The organism is Aromatoleum sp., assembly GCF_035254505.1.
Lineage (GTDB): Bacteria > Pseudomonadota > Gammaproteobacteria > Burkholderiales > Rhodocyclaceae > Aromatoleum.
In genome coordinates, this window is record NZ_DATFAO010000092.1 from 36,939 (window position 1) to 55,194 (window position 18,256).

Genomic DNA, 18,256 nt, shown 5'->3' on the forward strand with positions numbered 1-18,256 from the left:
TTACAAGTCCAGTAAGTCCACCGCAGTCAGACGGTCAAATTCGGCACCCCAATACTCCACGTTTGTTGCCATGAATGTGGCAAGCTCATCGTTTGAGAGGTAACCGAACATATTTGTAACCCACCGTGCACGTTTCGCAAGTTCAAGCGCGTAGGAAGACACCAAAAGCTGCAAGAATCGTCCGGTCAATTCGGAGGCTCGATACAGAATGCCCTCCGGAGCAAAGGCAACCTCTATCAATTCTCTTGAAAGCATCTGATTAAGCCCTGCATGAATTGAACTGCGCTTCACGAGGAGCTCTGTTCCTCGATGAGGCACAGCTGGGTGGAGACTCTCAGGGCCGCCGCGGACGTCTCCGCTGTGCACGATGAGGTAGTCGTAAGAAACCATCCTCTGAAGGTCCATTGCTGCGCCGTCTGCTGCATTCAAAATGAAAAGTGCACGAAACCCGTATTCCAAGGACGAGTTAAAGGGTCTTGTGCGGAAGTGGTTGGGCGCTTCGGAAGCTCCAGTCATGGGTTGCACCAGTCAATCACCTTCTCATTGGCCATTTGGTGGCATATACCTTCACGATCTTTACTAGTCACGTGAACCGCGAGCGGATGCGAACCCAGCTGCAGTGCTTGCGCGGCCTTCACGGTACTTTTCAGACGGGCAAATGGCGTCCCCTCTTGATCAGAGTATGTGTAGTACAGCCCATTATCAAATTCGTCCAGGAGGGTCTTGAAGAATGCTTGGTTGGCCATCTGGTCCCTCGCAAGCTCTTTCAACCCTTCCGCGCAGTAAAAGGTAACCCGAGATCGTTCGAAAAGTTTTACGTGCCCTGCGCTATGCTGAAAATCGGAGATGTCTTGAACATGGGTGGCAATATCGTGCCCGATTACGCGGTACAGTTGCTCGATATATATGGTTTCCATGGGGGCGACTGCTGACGGCGGATTCTCTGGGGCAGGACGCTCAATAAGAGGTGCGCCAAAGACCGTGAGATGAAATCGGGTCCTGCTGTGTTCTTCAAGCAAATCATGCGGCTGTTTTGCACGAAAAATGCTGAAATCGAACGCTTCGATGTGCTTTCTGAGTTCCGCTGTGAGTGGGATGTCGTGCCTTGTGGTAACCGCTTTGGAATACTCTGTCCAGCCAAAAAGGATTGCCTTCTTGAGATTGTCTGGATTATCAAGAAGATCTTGAAAAGGTGACGTTACACCTCTGTGCGTTACGAAATAGTATTCTTCTGGCGCTGTGAAGTCGCCATTGAAAGTATAGAAAAGCACCTTAGCAATTTCGCCGCCGGCCTTTGGAAGTCCCAGGTTGGCGTCGTAGTGCTTGCATTGGTACAGCAGCCACCGCCGAGGCGGGGTATTTGACGGGTCAAGCCACACAACAATGTCTCGCCCTTTATCGCCTGCCCCTCCCCGCTGCTGAAGTTCGTTAACGTACTTTTGCTTAGAAAGGTAATCAGAAGCCCATTCGAGCGTAAATCGCTCAAACTCCGCAGCACTGAATTGCGCCAGACGAACAAGAGGCGCGATGGGTAAACCAACACCCAAACCGAGCAATCGAGCGTTCGCTCCCGGCCAGGGGGTAGGTGCAGGCAATCCGCTAAACGTCTCGCTGCCACTGGGTTTGACAGACTTTGCCACTGCACCCTCATGAGAAAACCATATTCTTACGATGGTACTCCGCGAAATTTTTCTTTACAAACCTGCTTTCTTGACACTGAATAGGTGAGCGACGGTCTGGAGGCCGGTGGCAGGCTGTTATTACCGATCGATATGATGGAAGTCTCCATCGGCGAAGGCCGGCTCAGGGTCGAAAGTTCGAGTTCATCGGCCGCAGAAGCGGCGATTGATCGTCAGCAGCGGCTGAACGGCGGGAGACCGGCACATTGCTGCCCGACTCAGGCCATAAGGTCAATGGCCGTTCAGGCCGACGACTTGCCAGTCGCTGTCAACGGAAGGATCGCCGCTTCACTCGCCCGGAGCGGAGTACCGGTTCCCGACTTCAATTGTTGAGACCACCGCCCTTGCGCGGAAGGCTCGGTCTGGCCAGCAGCGCCCCGAACCTGGACAAGTAGATTGCGAAAGCCCCCGCCCACAGCACCGCGGCCGCAGTGATCGCGGCCGGACGCGCTTCAGGCGTCGAAAGCGCGAGCCGTGCGATCGCGGCGATGAATACAATCGCGCAGGCAAGGCGCATCGCAGCCGGTAGCGCGAGGGGCCGGCCGGTGTGGCGGAGGCTTACGCGGGTCATCAGGCCGAGCATCATCATGCCGAGGCTCCCGACCGTGAAGGCGTGCAGCCATGCGGTGCCGGGAACGAGGCCGGTGAGCGCCGCGAGTGTCTTGAGCGCGAAGGCGAGGATCAGCCAGGCGAAGCCGAGATGCATGACGACGAGGAGGGGGACGTCGGCCACGCGCCAGCCTTGCCAACGGCCGACGCGCCAGGCGTGGACGAGGGTGCAGGTGAGGGCGGCGAGGCCGACCCATCGGGCCGGCGCGCCGGCGAGGTCGAGCGCGGCGAGCGCGACGACGAGGCCGACGGCGCTGACGTCGAGCCACATCCGGAACGGTGCCGGTTCTCCGCGCCCTTTCTCGCGCAGCGCATTTCCCGTGAAGATCGGCGTCAGCACGCCGCCCTTGAGCACGTACAGCGTGAGGATCGTATAGACGCCGCCGTGCAGCGCGACCGTGGCGAAGGCGGGATTGCCCGCGCCGATGCCGAGATGAAACGCGAGGTTGCCGGTGAAGAAGGCGGCGAGAACCGGCAGCAGTAGCAAGTACAGGCGGTTAGTCGCGCGCATCAGTTGCGGCGCGACGGTCGCGAAGACCAGCGGAAACAGCATGCAGTCGGCCACAGCCGCGACGCCGGCGGGCAGCAGCGGCAGCCCCCAGAAGGCGAGCCGGCCCGCGAGCCATGCGGCGACGATCAGCGCGAGACGAGTGCCGTGAATTTCCTCGGTGCCGGCCCAGCTCGGCAGCGCGGTCAGCACGATGCCGAGGATGATCGCGGTCGAGAAACCGAAGATCATCTCGTGACCGTGCCACAGCGCGGTTGGCATGCCGCCTACGGGTCCGCTCCACCAGCCGAGCCACGCGCCGAGCCAGGCGCCCATCAGCAGCGGCGCGTACAGCGTGCCGAGCAGGAAGAAGGGGCGAAACGCGCTTACCCAAAGCGCTGCGGGAAACACGCGGGACGCGGTCGCGGACATTTTGTTTGTCGTGCAATTGTTTGAACGACTTCAGTCTAGGGGCGATACGCGGCGGAGTTTCTGTCCGACGTCAAAGGTGGGATGGGTGCGGCAAACATTTCTTCCATACGTGCAGGGCTTTGCCCGGCCGGACGATGACGGCCCGCGCACGGAGGTTCCGTGACGCGGACCCGTTGTGGCCTTGTCTGCGTCGGCTTACTTCGCCAGCGTCCAGCCGCCGTCCCTGACGGCGATGAGCACGCGGCCGCGCTCGTCGAAGCCGCTGTGATCCTGACGGGTCATGTTGTAGATGCCCTGGGTGCCGACGAGCTCGTGGGTCTGCTCGAGGCTGTCGCGCAGCGCCGCGCGAAACTCCTTGGTCCCCGGTTTCGCGATCTTCGCAGCGGCGGGGATCGCCTGCTGCAGCAGCAGGCCGGCGTCGAAGACGTTGGCGCCGAAGGTCGCGGGCTTGGTGCCATGGGCCTTTTCGTAGGCGGCGATGTAGTCGGCGGCGATCTTCTTCGACGGATGGCTGTCGGCGATCTCGGGCAGCACCAGCATCAGGCTCGCGGCGAGGATCGTGCCCTCGACCTTCTTGCCGCCGAGCTTGAGGAAGTCGGGCAGGGCGGCGCCGTGGGTCTGGTAGATCTGGCCCTTGTAGCCCTGCTCGACGAGCGTGGTCTGCGGCAGCACCGCGGGGCCGCCGGCGGCGGCGACGAGCACCGCGTCGGGTTTCGCGCCGAGGATCTTCAGGCTCTGGCCGGTGACCGACGCATCCTGACGCTGGAAGCGCTCGTTGGCGACGATCTTCATGCCGTTCTTTTCCGCGAGCGCCGAGAACACCTTGTACCAGTTCTCGCCGTAGGGGTCGCCCAGCCCGATGAAACCGACCGTCTTCACGCCGGACTTCACCATGTGCTCGACCAGCGCGGTGGCGATGATGTCGTCGTTCTGCGTGGTCTTGAAGACCCACTTTTTCTTGTCGTCCATCGGGCTCACAACGGCGGCGGTGCCGACGGGCGCGAGCAGCGGCACGCCCGCCTCGGCGACGAACTGGATCACGCCCATCGCGTTGGGTGATCCCGAGGGGCCGATGATCGCATCGACGTTGTGCTCCGAGATCAGCTTCTTCACGGCGGTGACGGAGGCGGTGGGATCGCTCGCGTCGTCGAGCGCGATGTACTCGACGCTGAGGTCGCCGATCTTCGCCGGCAGCAGCGCCACGGTGTTCTTCTGCGGAATGCCGACCAGCGCGGTCGGTCCGGTCGCCGACGACACGACGCCGATCTTCACCTGGGCGTGCGCCGACAGCGATGCCGCCAGGACGAGTCCGGACAGCGCCAATCGAATGCCAAGCATTTTCATGTTCTGATGTCTCCTACGGTGTGCACCACAAGGACCTCTTGTCGCGCGTACGGATCGGATCCGCGCGCTCCTCTCGCCGTCGATGGTTTCCGGGGTTCGTGAGTCGAAGGCAGCGCCCCTCCCGGTGGGGCGCCGCATGACGATGATCTGGGGCCGGGGCTCAGCCGGCGACGATCCCTCGCGCATGGAGCAGCCCGATCTCGTCGTCGCTGCATCCGGCCTCGCGCAGCACGGCATCCGTATGCTGGCCGTAACGCGGCGCAAAAGGCAGTTCGCCGCCGTCGGCAACGGGAACGTCGACCGCCATCGGCTGCATATGCACGAGCTTGCCGCCGGGCATGCGCGTCGTTGTCAGCCGTCGCCGGATCGCTTCCATGTCGCGCACCGCCGGGATGTCATGGATCGGCGCGTGGGGGATCGTGGCATCGCGGAAGTCGGCGACGATCTCGGCGGTTGGATGGCCGCGCGTGACGGCCGCGACGTCACGGTGGATCGCCTCGCGCTCGCGGGCACGACCTTCGTTGGTCGTGCGTACGGCGTTGCCGATCGATGCGAACTTCGGAATCTCGCACAGGCGCTTCCACTGCACGTCGCTGCCGATCGCCATGTAGATGAAGCCGTCGGCAGTCGGATAGACGTTGGTCGGGATGAACTTGCGGTGCTCGTTGCCGCAGCGCGTGATCTCGGACGGCTGGCAGTCGAAATCGAGCAGCGGCAGGGTCGTGATGAGCCACGACGCCGCGGCCTGCAGCATGGACACGTCGATGCGCGTGCCCTTGCCGCTCTCGGCGCGCTCGAGCAGCGCCATCATCACGTTCGCATAGACCTCGTCGCCCGCCTTGAGGTCGATGATCGGGACGCCGGCGAGCGTCGGCGGGCCGTCGGCGGGGCCGGTGAGCTCCATGTAGCCCGCCATCGCCTGGATCACCGGGTCGTAGCCGGGCGCATCCGGGTAGTCCGGCCCCATCGCCGAGATGCCTGCCCAGATCAGGTCGGGCTTCGCGGCGGCGAGCGTTGCGTAGTCGATGCCGAGCTGTTTGTAGCGGCGCGGCACCGTGTTGCAGCAGAACACGTCGACGTCGAGCTCGACGAGGAGGCGCCTCAACAGCGCCTGGCCGTCGGGCTCCTTGAGGTTGAGCGCGATCGCCTCCTTGCCGACGTTCGGCGCGATGAAGTAGGTGCGCCGATCGTCGTCGGCGACCTTGCCGCCGATGTAGCGGTTGGGGTCGCCGGGCAGGCCTTCGCCGGACGGGGTGGATTCGAGGCGGATCACGCGCCAGCCGAGCTGCGCGAAGCGCAGCGTCGCGTAGGGCATCGACAGCGCCTGCTCCATCGAGAGTACGGTTCGCCGCTTCATTCCGGTTTCCACGCTTGCCAAAGGGGTTTCGGCGCGGCGCCGCGCAAGGCCCGGTACACCGCTTCCGGTGTGAAGGGCAGGCCGAAGATGCGCACCCCGGTCGCGTTGTAGATCGCGTTCGCGGCCGCCGCGGCGATGCAGATTGACGGCGCTTCGCCAACGCCCTTGGCACCCTGCGGGCCTTCGCCATCCATCGACTCGACGAAGGTGATGTCCATTTCGGGGATCTCGGGCGCGGTCACGAGCTTGTAGTCGCGGAAGTTCGGGTTGCGCGTGATGCCGTTCTCGACGATCAGGTTCTCGGTCAGCGCGTAGCCCTGACCCATGACGACACCGCCTTCGATCTGGCCTTCGAGGCCGAGGCGGTTGAGCACGCGGCCGACGTCGTGCGTGCCGGTGACTTTCGTCATCTTCACGATGCCGGTGTCGGTATCGACCTCGACTTCGACCACCTGCGCCGCCCACGCGTACGCAGCCGACACGTCGCCCTTGAACGCCTTGTCCTGATGCACGCTCGGCGGCTCGTAATAGAAGGTCGTCATCACGAGCTCGGCCTTGTCCGAGAAGTGCAGGTTCCGCATCAGGCGCGCGAGCTCGACCACGGGCTCGCCGGTCTCGGCGACGACGACGAAGCCGCCGCGCAGATCCAGCGCCGCCTCGTCGCAGCCGTGCTTCTTCGCGGCCGCCGCGACGATCTTCGCCTTGGCCTTGCGCGCCGCACCGATCGCCGAGTTGCCGGCGATGAAGGTCGTGCGGCTCGCATGCACGCCGACGTCCCACGGGGTGATCGCGGTGTCGTTATTGACGACGGTGACCGCCGAGATCGGCAGCCCCAGCTCCTCGCAGACGAGCTGCGACAGCACCGTCTCCGAGCCCTGACCGATCTCGGACGCGCCGGTGATCAGCGTGACGTTCGCGAAATCGTCGAGCTTCAGGATCGTGCCGCAACCGTCCGACGGGTAGATCTTCGCGCCGCCGCCGACGTGCAGCATCGACGCGATGCCGACGCCGCGTTTCACCGGTCCGGGCGCGTCGCGATTGGCGAGGTTGTCGGCGTGCTTCTTCCGGTAGTCGCTGCGATCGGCCGCCGTCGTCAGGCATTCCTTGAAGCCGCAGCTCTTGAAGCTCATGCCCTGGCCGGTGACTTCACCGGCGTCCTGCGCGTTCTTCATGCGGAAATCGAGCGGGTCCATACCGATCTTCTCGGCCAGCATGTCCATGTGCTGCTCGATGGCGAAGGTCGCCTGCAGGTTGCCGTAGCCGCGGAAGGAGCCGGCGTATGGGTTGTTCGTGTAGACCACCGTCGTGTGGTAGTCGCAGGCCGGCACGCGGTACAGCGACGAGAAGGTCTGCATCATCACGAAGGGCGTCGTCGCGCCCCAGGACGTGTAGGCGCCGTTGTCGTGCAGCGTATGCACCTGGCGGAAGGTCAGCGTGCCGTCCTTCCTGCAGCCGGAGCGCAACGTCAGCAGCACGGGCTGGCGCGTCGGCGACGCGAGGAATTCTTCTTCGCGCGTAAAGACCATTTTCACGGGGCGTTTGGCCGCGCGCGCGAGGAAGATGGAGATGACCTCGAACGGATAGATGTCGAGCTTGGAGCCGAAGCCACCGCCGATGGGCGGCTGGATGATGCGCACGCGGCTCGGGTCGATGCTCAGGTATTCGGCGAACTCGCGCTTGTGCAGGAAGGGCACCTGCGTGTTCGAGTACATCAGCAGGTTGCCGGAGGCGTCGAACTCGGCGATGACGCCCGACACGCCCATGCAGCAGTGCGTCACGTAATGCAGCTGGAAGGTGTCCTCGACCACCACGTCGGATTCGGCTTCGGCCTGCGTGATGTCGCCGTGCGTGTAGTCGAAGCGCATCGCGATGTTGTCCGCCTTGCCGGCGAATGCGATCGGCGTCTTCGGCGGCAGCGCCTGGGGGCGGCCCTCGGCGTCGAGCGGGGCAGGGTGGATCAGCGGCGCGCCGGGCTTGATCGCGTCCTCGGGCGTGGCGATGATCGGCAGATCCTCGTATTCGACGCGGATCAGGCGCAAGGCCGCTTCGGCGATCTCCTCGCTGTCCGCGGCGACCGCGGCGATCTCGTCGCGCAGGCTGCGCACGCGTTCGCCCTTCAGCGGCAGGTGGTCGCGTGCGACGCCGATCGGCTGCTGGTCGGGCACGTCGGCCGCGGTGAGGACGACATGCACGCCCGGCAGCGCCTTCGCGGCCGAGGTGTCGATGCTCTTGATCTTGGCATGCACGCGCGACGAACGCAGGATTTTCGCGTGCAGCATGCCCGGCACGATCATGTCCTGGATGTAGCGCGTCTTGCCGGCGGCCTTTTCGGGTGCGTCCTTCTTCTGGATGCGCTGGCCGATCAGGGATTCGGCCGTGATGACGGGTTTTTCTGCGACATTCATGCTGTCGTTCTCCTCATCGCCCGCCGCAGCAGGCGGATTCGACTGCGTCGACGATCTTCTTGTAGCCGGTGCAGCGGCATAGGTTGCCTTCGAGGCCGCGCTTGATTGCTTCCGCGTCGGCATCGGGATGCGTGTCGAGGATGTGGGACGCCTGCATCACCATGCCGGGCGTGCAGAAACCGCACTGCACCGCACCGTGTTCGACGAAAGACTCGCGCAGCGCGTCGGCCTTCGGGTCGGCGGCGAGGCCTTCGATCGTGACGATATCGCGGCCGTCGAAATCGACGGCGAACATCAGGCAGGAATTGCGCGTCTCGCCATCGACGCGGATCGTGCACGCGCCGCACTCGCCCTCGCCACAGCCGTACTTCGTGCCGGTCAGCCCGACGACGTCGCGCAGCATGTCGAGCGCGTTCATCGTGACGTCGACGGCGAGCCTTTGTGTGACGCCGTTCAGAGTGAATTCGATGTCATGCTTGAGCGACATGGTCGAGCATCCTCTTGGTCATGTTATGGATCAGTTCCTTGCGGTACCAGGCGCTCGCGCGGATATCGTCGATCGGGTTCACCTCGTCGCGCGCGGCGTCGGCGGCGGCTTCGATCGCTCCGGCGTCGAGACGGCGGCCTTCGAGCGCGGCTTCGGTGCGCGGCGCGCGCAACGGCGTCGGGGCGACCGCGCCGAAGGCGACGCGGGTGTCGGTGAGCATGCCGTCGCGCTTGATGCCGGCGATGCCGATCGAGATCGTCGAGATGTCGAGCGCGGGGCGCGTGCCGAACTTGTAGAAGCGCGCGACGTGACCCGGCTTTGGCAGCGGGATGCGCACGGCGGTCAGCAGCTCGTTCGCGTTGCGCTTGGTCCTGCCCGGGCCGGTGAAGAACTCGGCGAGCGGCAGGCGGCGCGTCGCCACCGAGCCGTTCGGCTTCGATGCGAGCTCGACTTCCGCGTCGAGCACGATCAGCGGCACGAGGGTGTCACCCGCGGGCGAGGCGTTGTTGATGTTGCCGCCGAGCGTACCGGCATTGCGGATCTGGTCGCTCGCGAAGTGATCGCAGGCCTCGGCGAGCACCGGTGCGTGCTGCGCGACGAGCGGATCGCGGAGGAGCTCGCTGATCGTGGTGAGCGCACCGATGCGCAGGTGCTGGCCATCGACCGTGACGCCCTTCAGTCCCGCGACACGGCCGATGTTCATCAGCGTCGGCTTGAACGCGATGCGTCCGACTTTCGTCTGTAGCATCAGGTCGGTGCCGCCGGCCAGTATCGTCACGTCGCCCTGTTGCAGGATGCCGAGCGCCTCGTCGAGGCTCTGCGGCGCGGCATATCTTTCGATTGCTGTCATTGATCGTTCCTCAGAAGCGGATCGGTTCCTGGTACCGTCCGAACACTTTCACCAGTTCCTGCGTGATCTCCCCGACGCTCGCGTAGGCCTTCACCGCCTCGACGATCGCCGGCATGACGTTCGTGCCGGCCCGCGCCGCATCGCCCACCGCGGCAAGCGCGCGCGTCACCCGCGCTGCATCGCGTTCGGCGCGCACGCCGTTCAGCGACTCGATCTGCACGCGTGCGTCGTCCTCGTTGTAAGGGTGGAATTCGACCGGATGCTCGTCCTCCTGGTCATTGCGGTAGCAATTGACGCCGACCTTCGGGAACTTGCCGCTCTCGATGTCGCGCTGCATCCGGTACGCCTGCGCGGACACCTTGGCCTGGATCGCGCCTTCGGACACCAGCTTGACGATGCCGCCCTGCGCGTCGGTCTCGGCAATGATCTGCTCCATCTTTTCGCGCATCTGGTTCGTCATCGTCTCGACGTAGTACGAGCCGCCGAGCGGATCGACCGTCTCGGTGAGGCCCATCTCCGCGATGAGGATCTGCATGGTGCGCAGCGAGATGCGGGCGGAATACTCCGTGGGGATCGTGTAGGCCTCGTCGTACGAGCACAGCGCCATCGTCTGCGTGCCCGAGAGCGCGCTGATCAGCGCGTAGTAGGCGCCGCGCACGATGTTGAGCTCGGGCTGCTCGAAGGTGAGGCCGCCGCCGCCCCCGGCCGCGATCATGCGCAGCCACATCGAGCCGGGCTTCTCGGCCTTGTACTCCTCCTTCATGATCTTGGCCCACAGGCTGCGACCCGCGCGGAACTTGCAGACCTGTTCGAACAGGTTGCCGAAGATGTTGAAGTTGTACGACAGGCGCCCGGCGAACTCGTCGACGTGCAGGCCGCGTGCGATCACCTCGTCCGCATAGGCGCGGGCGATGCAGAAGGCGTAGGCCATCTCCTCGGCCGGCGTCGCGCCCGATTCACGGATGTGGTAGCCGCACACCGACACCGGGCTGTACTTGGGCGCGTGCTGCGCGCAGTACTCGATCGTGTCGCCCACGAGCTTGATCGACGGCTCGACGGGGAAGATCCACGTGCCGCGGCCGATGAACTCCTTGAGGATGTCGTTCTGCGCCGTGCCGCGCAGCTGCTTCACGTCGTAGCCGCGCTTCTCGGCCATCGCGAGGTACATCGCGATCGCGATCGCCGCCGCGCCGTTGATCGTCATCGACACGGTGATCTTGTCGAGGTCGATGCCGTCGAACGCGATCTCGAAGTCGCGCAGCGTGTCGACCGACATGCCGACGCGGCCGATCTCGCCCTGGGCGAGCGGGTCGTCCGAGTCGAGGCCGATCTGCGTCGGCAGGTCGAAAGCCACGTTGAGGCCCGTCTGCCCGTTCGCGATCAGGTACTTGAAGCGCTGGTTGGTGTCCTGCGGATTGCCGAAGCCCGCGTACTGGCGCATCGTCCAGGGCTGCTTGCGGTACATCTCGCGGTGGATGCCGCGGGTGAAGGGAAATTCGCCGGGGAGGCCGATCATCGCGTCGCCGCCGCTCGCCGCGACGTCCTCTGCGGTGTAGAGCGGCTGGACTTCGAGGCCGGATTCGTTGATGACGCGTTTCACCGTCGTCTGCGCACGGTCGTTCATGCGGCGTTCTCCCGAATGTAGTCGGCAATCGCGTCGAGCTTCGAACCGGTCGGGAAGATGCCCTTGAAGCCCAGCTCGCGCAGCGCGTCGTGGTCCTGGGCCGGCAGGTTGCCGCCGATCATCCACAGCTTGTCGTCGAGCCCGTTCGCTTCGAGCAGCGGCTTCAACTTGCGGCAGAAGGGCAGGTGCGAGCCCGCCATGCTGGAGAGCGCGATGACGTCGACGTCCTCGTCGAGCGCGATGCGGCTCACCTGTTCCGGCGTCTGGCGCAGGCCGGTGTAGATGACCTCGAAGCCGGCGTCCATCATGGCGCGCGCGACCACCTTTGCGCCCTGATCGTGACCGTCGAGGCCGGGCTTCGCGAGCAGCACGCGGATGCGGCGTTGTTGTGTGGTGTCGTTCATGCGCTGAGCTCCTTCGCAATGACGAGTTTGAGGATTTCGCTGGTGCCGCCGCCGATCAGCGTGAAGCGCACGTCGCGCAGGTAACGCTGCACCGGGTACTCCATCGCGTAGCCGTAGGACGCGAGCACGCGCGCGGCCTGGTCACAGATCGAGGCGGCGGTCTCGGTCGCGAAGAGCTTCGCCATCGCGGCCTCCTTGTGGTGCGGGCGCTTCGCGTCGCACAGCCATGCGGCGCGGTGGACGAGGGCGGTGGCGGCTTCGAGCCCGGTCGCCATCTCGGCGAGCTTGAGCTGGATCGCCTGGAAGCGGTTGATCGGTTTGCCGAACTGCTGGCGCTCGCCGGCATAACGCACGGCTTCATCGAGCGCCGCGCGCGCGACACCGAGCGCCATGGCGCCGGTGATGATGCGGATCTCGGCGAGCGTCTTCCGCAGATGCCCTTCGCCGTCGCCTTCCTCCTTCGACAGCCGATGGCTGTCCGGCACGAAGCAGTCGTTGAACGCCACTTCCGAGGTCGGCAGCGCCCACACCCCCATCTTGTGGATCTCGCGGCCGACGACGAGGCCCCTGAACTCCTTCTCGACGAGGAAGATCGTCAGCTTCTTCTCGTCGCCGGCGCGCGCAAAAACCGTGAAGAAGTCCGCGAGCGGCGCGGAGGTGATCCACGTCTTCTGGCCGTTGATCACGTAGCCGCCATCGACCTTTGTCGCGGTCGTCGCGATCGACTCGAGGTCGGAGCCCGCGTTCGGCTCGGTCATGCAGATCGCGCCGATTTTGTCGCCGCGCAGCGCCGGCTTGAAGAGGCGTTCGACAATGTCCGGGTTGCCGAGGAGCTGCAGGAACTTCGTGCCCATCAGCGACTGCATCGCGACCGCCCCGGCCAGCGACATCGAGCCGCGGGCGACCTCGGTCAGCGCGAGACAGAACTCGGTGAGCGCGAGCCCGGTCCCGCCGACCGATTCGGGATAGCGCATGCCGAAGAAGCCGAGCTCGGCGAGCTCGCGGAAGAGCGCACGCGGGAAGGCCCGCGCTTCATCGAGCGCGGCCGCCTGCGGGGCGATGCGTTCGTCGCAGAAGCGCGCGAAGGTGTCGCGGATCGCGCGTTGTTCGTCGGAAAGATCGAAGTCCATCACGCGACCTTTTCCGGCTCGTAGCCGTACTTCTCGCGCGCCGCCTGCTCCGAGATCACGCCGTTGCGGACCTCCTCGGCGAGCAGCTTGCGGTCGCGCCGCTTCGGATCGCCATAGCCCCCGCCGCCGCTCGCGACCTGGTGGTAGATCGTGCCTTTCGGTACGCCGGTGATCAGATCCTTGTTCTTCGGCACCACGGTCTGCCCGTCCGGGTAATGCAGGCGGATGAAGTTCAAGCCCCCTTCGCCGCCGCCGAAGAGCCCGAACGCCGGCTCGAAGTCACCGTCGCCGAAGGTCACGAGCTGAGTGTCGTTGGAGCCGATCTCGAAGATCGTCTCGACGCCGAGCCCGCCGCGCCATTCGCCGGCGCCGGCCGAGTCGGCAAGCAGTTCGTGGCGGATCAGGCGATGCGGTGTCTGCTGCTCGAACATCTCGTAGTCCTGGTCGAGCACGCCACCGGACGCGTCGATCATGCCGATATGGTCGTAGCCGTCGGTGCCGAGCATTGCGCCCGAGCCGCCTTTCAGGCCCATGAAGCCGATGTCGACGTATTTCTCGTTGGTCTTGGGGTCGATGCCGGTCGTCAGCGACGCGAGCAGATTGTTCCAGCCGGCCGTCACGCGCTCGGGCATCACCGGCGCGAGCGCCCTTTGGATCGCGTCGGCGTTGGGCGGGCACAGGTGATTGCCGAAGGTCGTCGCCTTCGGGTAGGCCGCGTTCAGGATCGTGCCTTCCGGGATCACGATCTCGATCGGCTGCACCATGCCCTCGTTGTGCGGGATGTCCGGGTTCACCATCTGCAGCAGGGTCAGGATGGTGGCCGACGCGCTCGACGTGAAGGTGCCGTTAACAAAACCGTTGGTCTGCGGATCGGTGCGCGAGTAGTCGAAGCGAATGGCCTTGTCCTGCACCTCGATGTCGACCCGGATCGTGAACTCCGAACCGACGTGGCGCCCGTCGTAGAACACCTTGCCTTCGCCGGAGTAGCGGCCGTTCGGGATCTTCGCGATCTCGGCTTCCATCATCTTGCGCGTCGCGTCGAACAGCGCCTGCTTGTGCGATTCGTAGCTCGCGACGCCGTACTTCGAGATCAGCTCGAGGAAACGTCGCTCGCCGACCGTGCACGCGCCCATCTCGGCCTTCATGTCGTGCTGGACGATGTCGAGCCGCACGTTGGCGAAGATCAGGTTCCAGACGTCCTTGCGCAGCTTCCCTTTCTCGACGACCTTCACCGGCGGGATGCGCAGCGCCTCCTGCCACACCTCGACCGCGTTCGGGTTGTAGCCGCCCGCAACGTTGCCGCCGATGTCGGCCTGGTGGCCCTTGACCGCCGTCCAGGCGACCAGCCGTCCCTCGAAGAACACCGGCTTGAACACCGCGACGTCGTTGTTCTGGTTGCCGAGGCTGAACACGTCGTTGTGGAAGATCACGTCGCCCGGGTGGATGTCGTCGCCGAAGTATTCCTTGATGTACTTGCACACCGGCGCGAGCGAGAACGCGAGGATCGGCAGATTCTCGGTCTGTTCCAGCATGTTGCCGTCGCCGTCGTACAGGCCGGTGACATAGTCCTTCGCCTCGCACAGGATCGGCGAGCGGGTCGTCTGCTCCATCGAGATGCTCATCTCGTCGGTGATCGAGCGGAAGGTCCGCGCGTACACCGAGAGCAGGATCGGGTCGATTTTCGCGTTGCTGAGTTTGCTCATGCCAGCGCCTCCTTCATGTCCTTAATGCACGACGCCACGAGATCGGCGCGGCCTTTCTGGTACAGCGCGAACGAGCCGAGCGCGTCGATGACGCAGTCGTATGAGGCCGATACGAAGATCGCGGTCGTCTCCTGCTCGATCATCGCCGGCCCTTCGATGCGGTTGCCGTGGTGCATCTGGTGGCCGTCATAGACCGGCACTTCGCGGAACTTCTTCGTCTCGGGGATATAGACGGCGCGCTTGCCCTTCAACGCGTGCGACGCTTCGTCGCCCGCCCATTCCTCCCGGCGCGCGACCGGCTTGTCGGTGATGCCGATCGCCTGCACGCGCACGTTGATGACCTCGACCGGCGTGTTCTCCTGCTCGAGCGAGTAGCCGTACAGCCGGTTGTGCTCGGTGTGGAACGCGGACGCGATCGCCGCGGAGTCGCCCATCTGGATCAGCCGCTGCGGCACGACGAACGACACCTCGTGGTACTGCTTCACGTAGCGGCAGTCGAGCTTCACGTCGTAGCGGCGGCGCGCCTCGGGAATCCGCTCCTCGTCGAGCTGGCGCGCGCCGTCGGCCGCCATGCCGTCGATGATGCCGGCGAGCTTCGCCCAGTCCAGCCCTTCGAGCCGCGACACGAAGGTGCGCACGAAGTCGTGCTTCAGCTCGCTCATCAGCATGCCGAACGCGCACAGGACCGAGGATTCGCGCGGCACGATCTGCAGCGGGATTTCCAGCTCCTCGCAGATCAGGCACGAGTGGATCGGCCCGGCGCCGCCCGCCGGAATAAAGGGGAACTCGCGCGGATCGAAGCCACGCTTGATCGTCACCTCGCGCACGCCCTGCGCCATGTTGTTGCACGCGACGCGGTACATGCCGGCCGCCGCCTCCTCGACGGAAAGCCCCATCGGCTGCGCGATGTGTTCGTCGATCGCGGCGCGCGCGGCGGCGACGTCGAGCTTCATCTTGCCGCCCGCGAAGAACTCCGGATCGAGATAGCCGAGCACGACGTTCGCGTCGGTCGTCGCCGGGAGCTTGCCGCCCTTGCCGTAGCAGGCCGGGCCGGGATCGGCACCGGCGCTCTGCGGGCCCATGCGGAGCAGGCCCCCTTCGTCGAGCCAGCCGATCGAGCCGCCGCCGGCGCCGATCGTGTGGATGTCGAGCATCGGCAGCGCGATCTTGTGGCGCGCGATCTCGCCGTCGTTCTTGATCATCGGCGCGTCGACCGCGACCGAGGCCTCGAAGCTCGTGCCGCCCATGTCGGTGATGATGCATTTGTTCTGGCCATGCACGCGCACGTAGTGCAAGCCCGCGCCCGGCCCGCCCGCGGGGCCGGACAGCAGCGTCAGCGCGGCCTTTTCGCGCGCGAGCTGCGGCGAGATCACGCCGCCGTTCGACTGCATGATCAGCAGCAGTCCGTCGAAGCCGATGTTTTTGAGCCGTCCTACGAGCTGGTCGAGGTAGTGGTTCAGCTTCGGTCCGACGTAGGAGTTCAGCGCCGTGGTGCTGACGCGCTCGTAGAAGCGGATCGACGGCAAGAGATCCGTCGACACCGACAGGTAGGCGTGCGGCAGCTCCTGGCGCACGAGCTCGGCTGCCGCCTGCTCGTGCGTCGGATTCGCGAACGAGTTCATGAAGCAGATCGACACCGCCTGCACGCCCTCCGTGCGAAAGAGCTCGATCGCGTCGCGCACCGCGTCGAGATCGAGCGCCGCAGCCTCATCGCCGTCGCGATCGATCCGACCCGGAATCCCGGCGCGCAAGAAGCGGGGCACGAGCGGCTTCACGTTCGTGTAGCGGTTGTTGTACTGCTCCTCGCGAATGCCGCGGCGCATCTCGAGCGCGTCGCGCACGCCTTGGGTCGTCAACAGGCCGCTCTTCGCGCCGTTGCCGGTCAGGGTGGCGTTCGTCGTCACCGTCGTGCCGTGCACGATCGTGGCTATCGTTGGCGCGAAGGCTTCGAGCGTCATCGGCGGGGTCATGCTCGCCGCGATGTCTGCGAGGCCGTTCACGACCGCGATCGACGGGTCGGACGGCGTCGACAGCGTCTTGAAGATCGCCGGCTCCGCGCCGTCGCGTGTGACGACGAAGTCGGTGAAGGTGCCGCCGACGTCGATTCCGATTTTCAGTGTCATCAGATCTGCTCCATGAACGTTTTGCGCGCGACCAGCCGGCGCACTTCATCCTTCTTGACTTTCCCGAGCGCGGTGCGCGGGAGTTCGTCGATGAACACGACTTCCTTCGGGAGCTTGTAGCGGGCGATGCGCCCATCGAGCAGGCGCAGCACGCCGTCGGCATCGAGTGTCGAGCCCTCGTGCGTGACGATGACCGCGACGACCGATTCGCCCCAGCGCTCGTCGGGACGGCCGACGACGGTGACTTCGGCGATTTCGGGCGACTCGGCGAGCAGGTTCTCGATCTCGGCGGGATAGATGTTCTCGCCGCCCGAGATGATCATTTCCTTCTTGCGGCCATCGACCCACAGCCACCCGTCGGCATCGAAGTGACCCATGTCGCCGGTGTGGAACCAGCCGTCCCGCAGGGCATCGGAGGTCGCCTGCGGATTGTTCCAGTAGCCCGCCATCACGTTCGGCCCGCGCACGAGGATCTCGCCGCTGACGCCCGTCTTCGCGTCCGCGCCGCCTTCGCCCGAAACGCGAACACTGCAGTGGCGCGCCGGACGTCCGGCGGCGCCGGCGTGCGTGAACGCGTCAGCGACCTTTACGTAGGCGGCGATCGGGCTGGTTTCGGTCGATCCGTAGATCTGCACGAGCGGAATGCCGCGTTCGTGCACCGCGCGGAAGAGCCGATCGGGCACGACCGTCGAACCCGTCGTGATCATTCGCAGGCTGGAGAGATCCGCCTTCGGCCAGCGCGGGTGCGCCACCATCGCCTCGATCTGCGCGGGCACGAGCACGGTCAGCGTGATGTGCTCGCGCTTGATTGCGTCGAAGGTGGCATCGACGTCGAAGCGCGGGTGCAGGAGGACGGTGCAGCCGCGCGACAGCGCGGGCGTGGTCTGGTTGTTCAGCCCGCCAACGTGGAACAGCGGCAGCGTCGTGAGGATGCGGTCCTCGCTCGTGAGTCCGTGCAGATCCGCGCTGTTCGCGGCGTTCCACGCCAGCGCGTCCTGGGTCAGGAGCGCGCCCTTCGCCTTGCCGGTGGTGCCCGATGTGTAGCAGATCAGCAGCGGTGTATCGGGACCGACCCGCGGGTCCTGCGGCACAGGCGTGCCGCCGCGCCGCAGCAGGTCGTCGAAGGCGATCCAGCCCCGCGGCGGGGCGCCGAACGCGACGAGCGCCACCGCGCCGAGTTCATCGCGGAAGGCGTCGATCTGCTCGATGAAGCGCGGCTCCGCGAGCAGCACCTTGGGCGGGCAGTCGGCGAGCAATTGCCGGTGCTCAGGCCCCGCCAGCCGCCAGTTCAGCGGCATGAAGAGCGCGCCCAGGCGCGCGCTGGCGAACAGCGCTGCGAGCGTTTCCGGGCGGTTGTAGCCGAGAAACGCGACGCAGTCGCCACGCTCGACGCCGGACGCGTGGAGCGCCGACGCGAGTTGCTCGATCTCGGCGGCGAAGGCCGCGTACGTCAGCTCGCGCTGCGGGAAGCGAATCGCCGTCTTGTCGGGCGTAAGCCCGGCCTGACGGACGATCCATTCGGACAGGTCCATCCCCATTCCTCCTCCAAGTTCGGTCATGGGCGCTTTGCGCGCCTCTTCTGACTCGTTCGAATCCGGTTGGGGATGCTGCGTCCGGGCGCT

Annotated in this window: 14 protein-coding genes; all 14 read right to left on the reverse strand. The window is 65.3% G+C overall.

Annotation, left to right across the window (positions count from 1 at the left end; genetic code table 11):
* Positions 1-516, reverse strand: a complete 516-nt coding sequence (locus tag VJ673_RS19415) for an ABC-three component system middle component 2 (protein WP_324127814.1) — start codon at positions 514-516, stop codon at positions 1-3.
* On the reverse strand, positions 513-1,640 hold the full coding sequence (locus tag VJ673_RS19420; RefSeq protein ID WP_324127815.1) for an ABC-three component system protein: 1,128 nt from the start codon (positions 1,638-1,640) through the stop codon (positions 513-515). The genes VJ673_RS19415 and VJ673_RS19420 overlap by 4 nt, the downstream gene beginning before the upstream one ends.
* Before the next feature lie 361 nt (positions 1,641-2,001).
* Positions 2,002-3,207, reverse strand: a complete 1,206-nt coding sequence (locus VJ673_RS19425; RefSeq protein WP_324127816.1) for an NnrS family protein — start codon at positions 3,205-3,207, stop codon at positions 2,002-2,004.
* Positions 3,208-3,402: 195 nt separating this feature from the next.
* Positions 3,403-4,551, reverse strand: a complete 1,149-nt coding sequence (locus tag VJ673_RS19430) for an ABC transporter substrate-binding protein (RefSeq protein ID WP_324127817.1) — start codon at positions 4,549-4,551, stop codon at positions 3,403-3,405.
* A 160-nt stretch (positions 4,552-4,711) separates the two neighbouring features.
* The gene (locus VJ673_RS19435; RefSeq protein ID WP_324127818.1) at positions 4,712-5,908 is read right to left on the reverse strand and encodes a CaiB/BaiF CoA transferase family protein; all 1,197 of its coding nucleotides are present in this window, start codon (positions 5,906-5,908) and stop codon (positions 4,712-4,714) included.
* Positions 5,905-8,313, reverse strand: coding sequence for a xanthine dehydrogenase family protein molybdopterin-binding subunit (locus VJ673_RS19440; RefSeq protein ID WP_324127819.1), 2,409 nt, complete (start codon positions 8,311-8,313; stop codon positions 5,905-5,907). Before VJ673_RS19440 ends, VJ673_RS19435 begins: the two co-directional genes overlap by 4 nt.
* A gap of 13 nt (positions 8,314-8,326) precedes the next feature.
* Positions 8,327-8,800, reverse strand: coding sequence for a (2Fe-2S)-binding protein (locus VJ673_RS19445; RefSeq protein WP_324127820.1), 474 nt, complete (start codon positions 8,798-8,800; stop codon positions 8,327-8,329).
* Complete coding sequence (locus VJ673_RS19450) at positions 8,784-9,650, reverse strand: FAD binding domain-containing protein (RefSeq protein ID WP_324127821.1); 867 nt, start codon at positions 9,648-9,650, stop codon at positions 8,784-8,786. The genes VJ673_RS19445 and VJ673_RS19450 overlap by 17 nt, the downstream gene beginning before the upstream one ends.
* Positions 9,651-9,660: 10 nt before the next feature.
* Complete coding sequence (locus tag VJ673_RS19455; RefSeq protein WP_324127822.1) at positions 9,661-11,274, reverse strand: acyl-CoA mutase large subunit family protein; 1,614 nt, start codon at positions 11,272-11,274, stop codon at positions 9,661-9,663.
* Positions 11,271-11,678: a cobalamin B12-binding domain-containing protein gene (locus tag VJ673_RS19460; RefSeq protein ID WP_018991581.1), complete on the reverse strand. Its 408-nt coding sequence runs from the start codon at positions 11,676-11,678 to the stop codon at positions 11,271-11,273. Before VJ673_RS19460 ends, VJ673_RS19455 begins: the two co-directional genes overlap by 4 nt.
* Positions 11,675-12,808: a benzylmalonyl-CoA dehydrogenase gene (gene iaaF, locus VJ673_RS19465; RefSeq protein ID WP_324127823.1), complete on the reverse strand. Its 1,134-nt coding sequence runs from the start codon at positions 12,806-12,808 to the stop codon at positions 11,675-11,677. Before iaaF ends, VJ673_RS19460 begins: the two co-directional genes overlap by 4 nt.
* On the reverse strand, positions 12,808-14,511 hold the full coding sequence (locus VJ673_RS19470) for a hydantoinase B/oxoprolinase family protein (protein ID WP_324127824.1): 1,704 nt from the start codon (positions 14,509-14,511) through the stop codon (positions 12,808-12,810). The genes iaaF and VJ673_RS19470 overlap by 1 nt, the downstream gene beginning before the upstream one ends.
* Complete coding sequence (locus VJ673_RS19475; protein WP_324127825.1) at positions 14,508-16,634, reverse strand: hydantoinase/oxoprolinase family protein; 2,127 nt, start codon at positions 16,632-16,634, stop codon at positions 14,508-14,510. The genes VJ673_RS19470 and VJ673_RS19475 overlap by 4 nt, the downstream gene beginning before the upstream one ends.
* On the reverse strand, positions 16,634-18,193 hold the full coding sequence (locus tag VJ673_RS19480; protein ID WP_324127826.1) for an acyl-CoA synthetase: 1,560 nt from the start codon (positions 18,191-18,193) through the stop codon (positions 16,634-16,636). The genes VJ673_RS19475 and VJ673_RS19480 overlap by 1 nt, the downstream gene beginning before the upstream one ends.
* Positions 18,194-18,256 lie beyond the last annotated feature (63 nt).

Bases quoted from the DNA above. Each gene is read 5' to 3' on its own strand.
- VJ673_RS19450 (WP_324127821.1), bottom strand. From the start codon at position 9,650: ATGACAGCAATCGAAAGATATGCCGCGCCGCAGAGCCTCGACGAGGCG.
- VJ673_RS19470 (WP_324127824.1), bottom strand. From the start codon at position 14,511: ATGAGCAAACTCAGCAACGCGAAAATCGACCCGATCCTGCTCTCGGTG.
- iaaF (WP_324127823.1), bottom strand. From the start codon at position 12,808: ATGGACTTCGATCTTTCCGACGAACAACGCGCGATCCGCGACACCTTC.
- VJ673_RS19445 (WP_324127820.1), bottom strand. From the start codon at position 8,800: ATGTCGCTCAAGCATGACATCGAATTCACTCTGAACGGCGTCACACAA.
- VJ673_RS19430 (WP_324127817.1), bottom strand. From the start codon at position 4,551: ATGAAAATGCTTGGCATTCGATTGGCGCTGTCCGGACTCGTCCTGGCG.
- VJ673_RS19455 (WP_324127822.1), bottom strand. From the start codon at position 11,274: ATGAACGACCGTGCGCAGACGACGGTGAAACGCGTCATCAACGAATCC.
- VJ673_RS19425 (WP_324127816.1), bottom strand. From the start codon at position 3,207: ATGTCCGCGACCGCGTCCCGCGTGTTTCCCGCAGCGCTTTGGGTAAGC.
- VJ673_RS19460 (WP_018991581.1), bottom strand. From the start codon at position 11,678: ATGAACGACACCACACAACAACGCCGCATCCGCGTGCTGCTCGCGAAG.
- VJ673_RS19415 (WP_324127814.1), bottom strand. From the start codon at position 516: ATGACTGGAGCTTCCGAAGCGCCCAACCACTTCCGCACAAGACCCTTT.
- VJ673_RS19475 (WP_324127825.1), bottom strand. From the start codon at position 16,634: ATGACACTGAAAATCGGAATCGACGTCGGCGGCACCTTCACCGACTTC.
- VJ673_RS19440 (WP_324127819.1), bottom strand. From the start codon at position 8,313: ATGAATGTCGCAGAAAAACCCGTCATCACGGCCGAATCCCTGATCGGC.
- VJ673_RS19435 (WP_324127818.1), bottom strand. From the start codon at position 5,908: ATGAAGCGGCGAACCGTACTCTCGATGGAGCAGGCGCTGTCGATGCCC.
- VJ673_RS19480 (WP_324127826.1), bottom strand. From the start codon at position 18,193: ATGACCGAACTTGGAGGAGGAATGGGGATGGACCTGTCCGAATGGATC.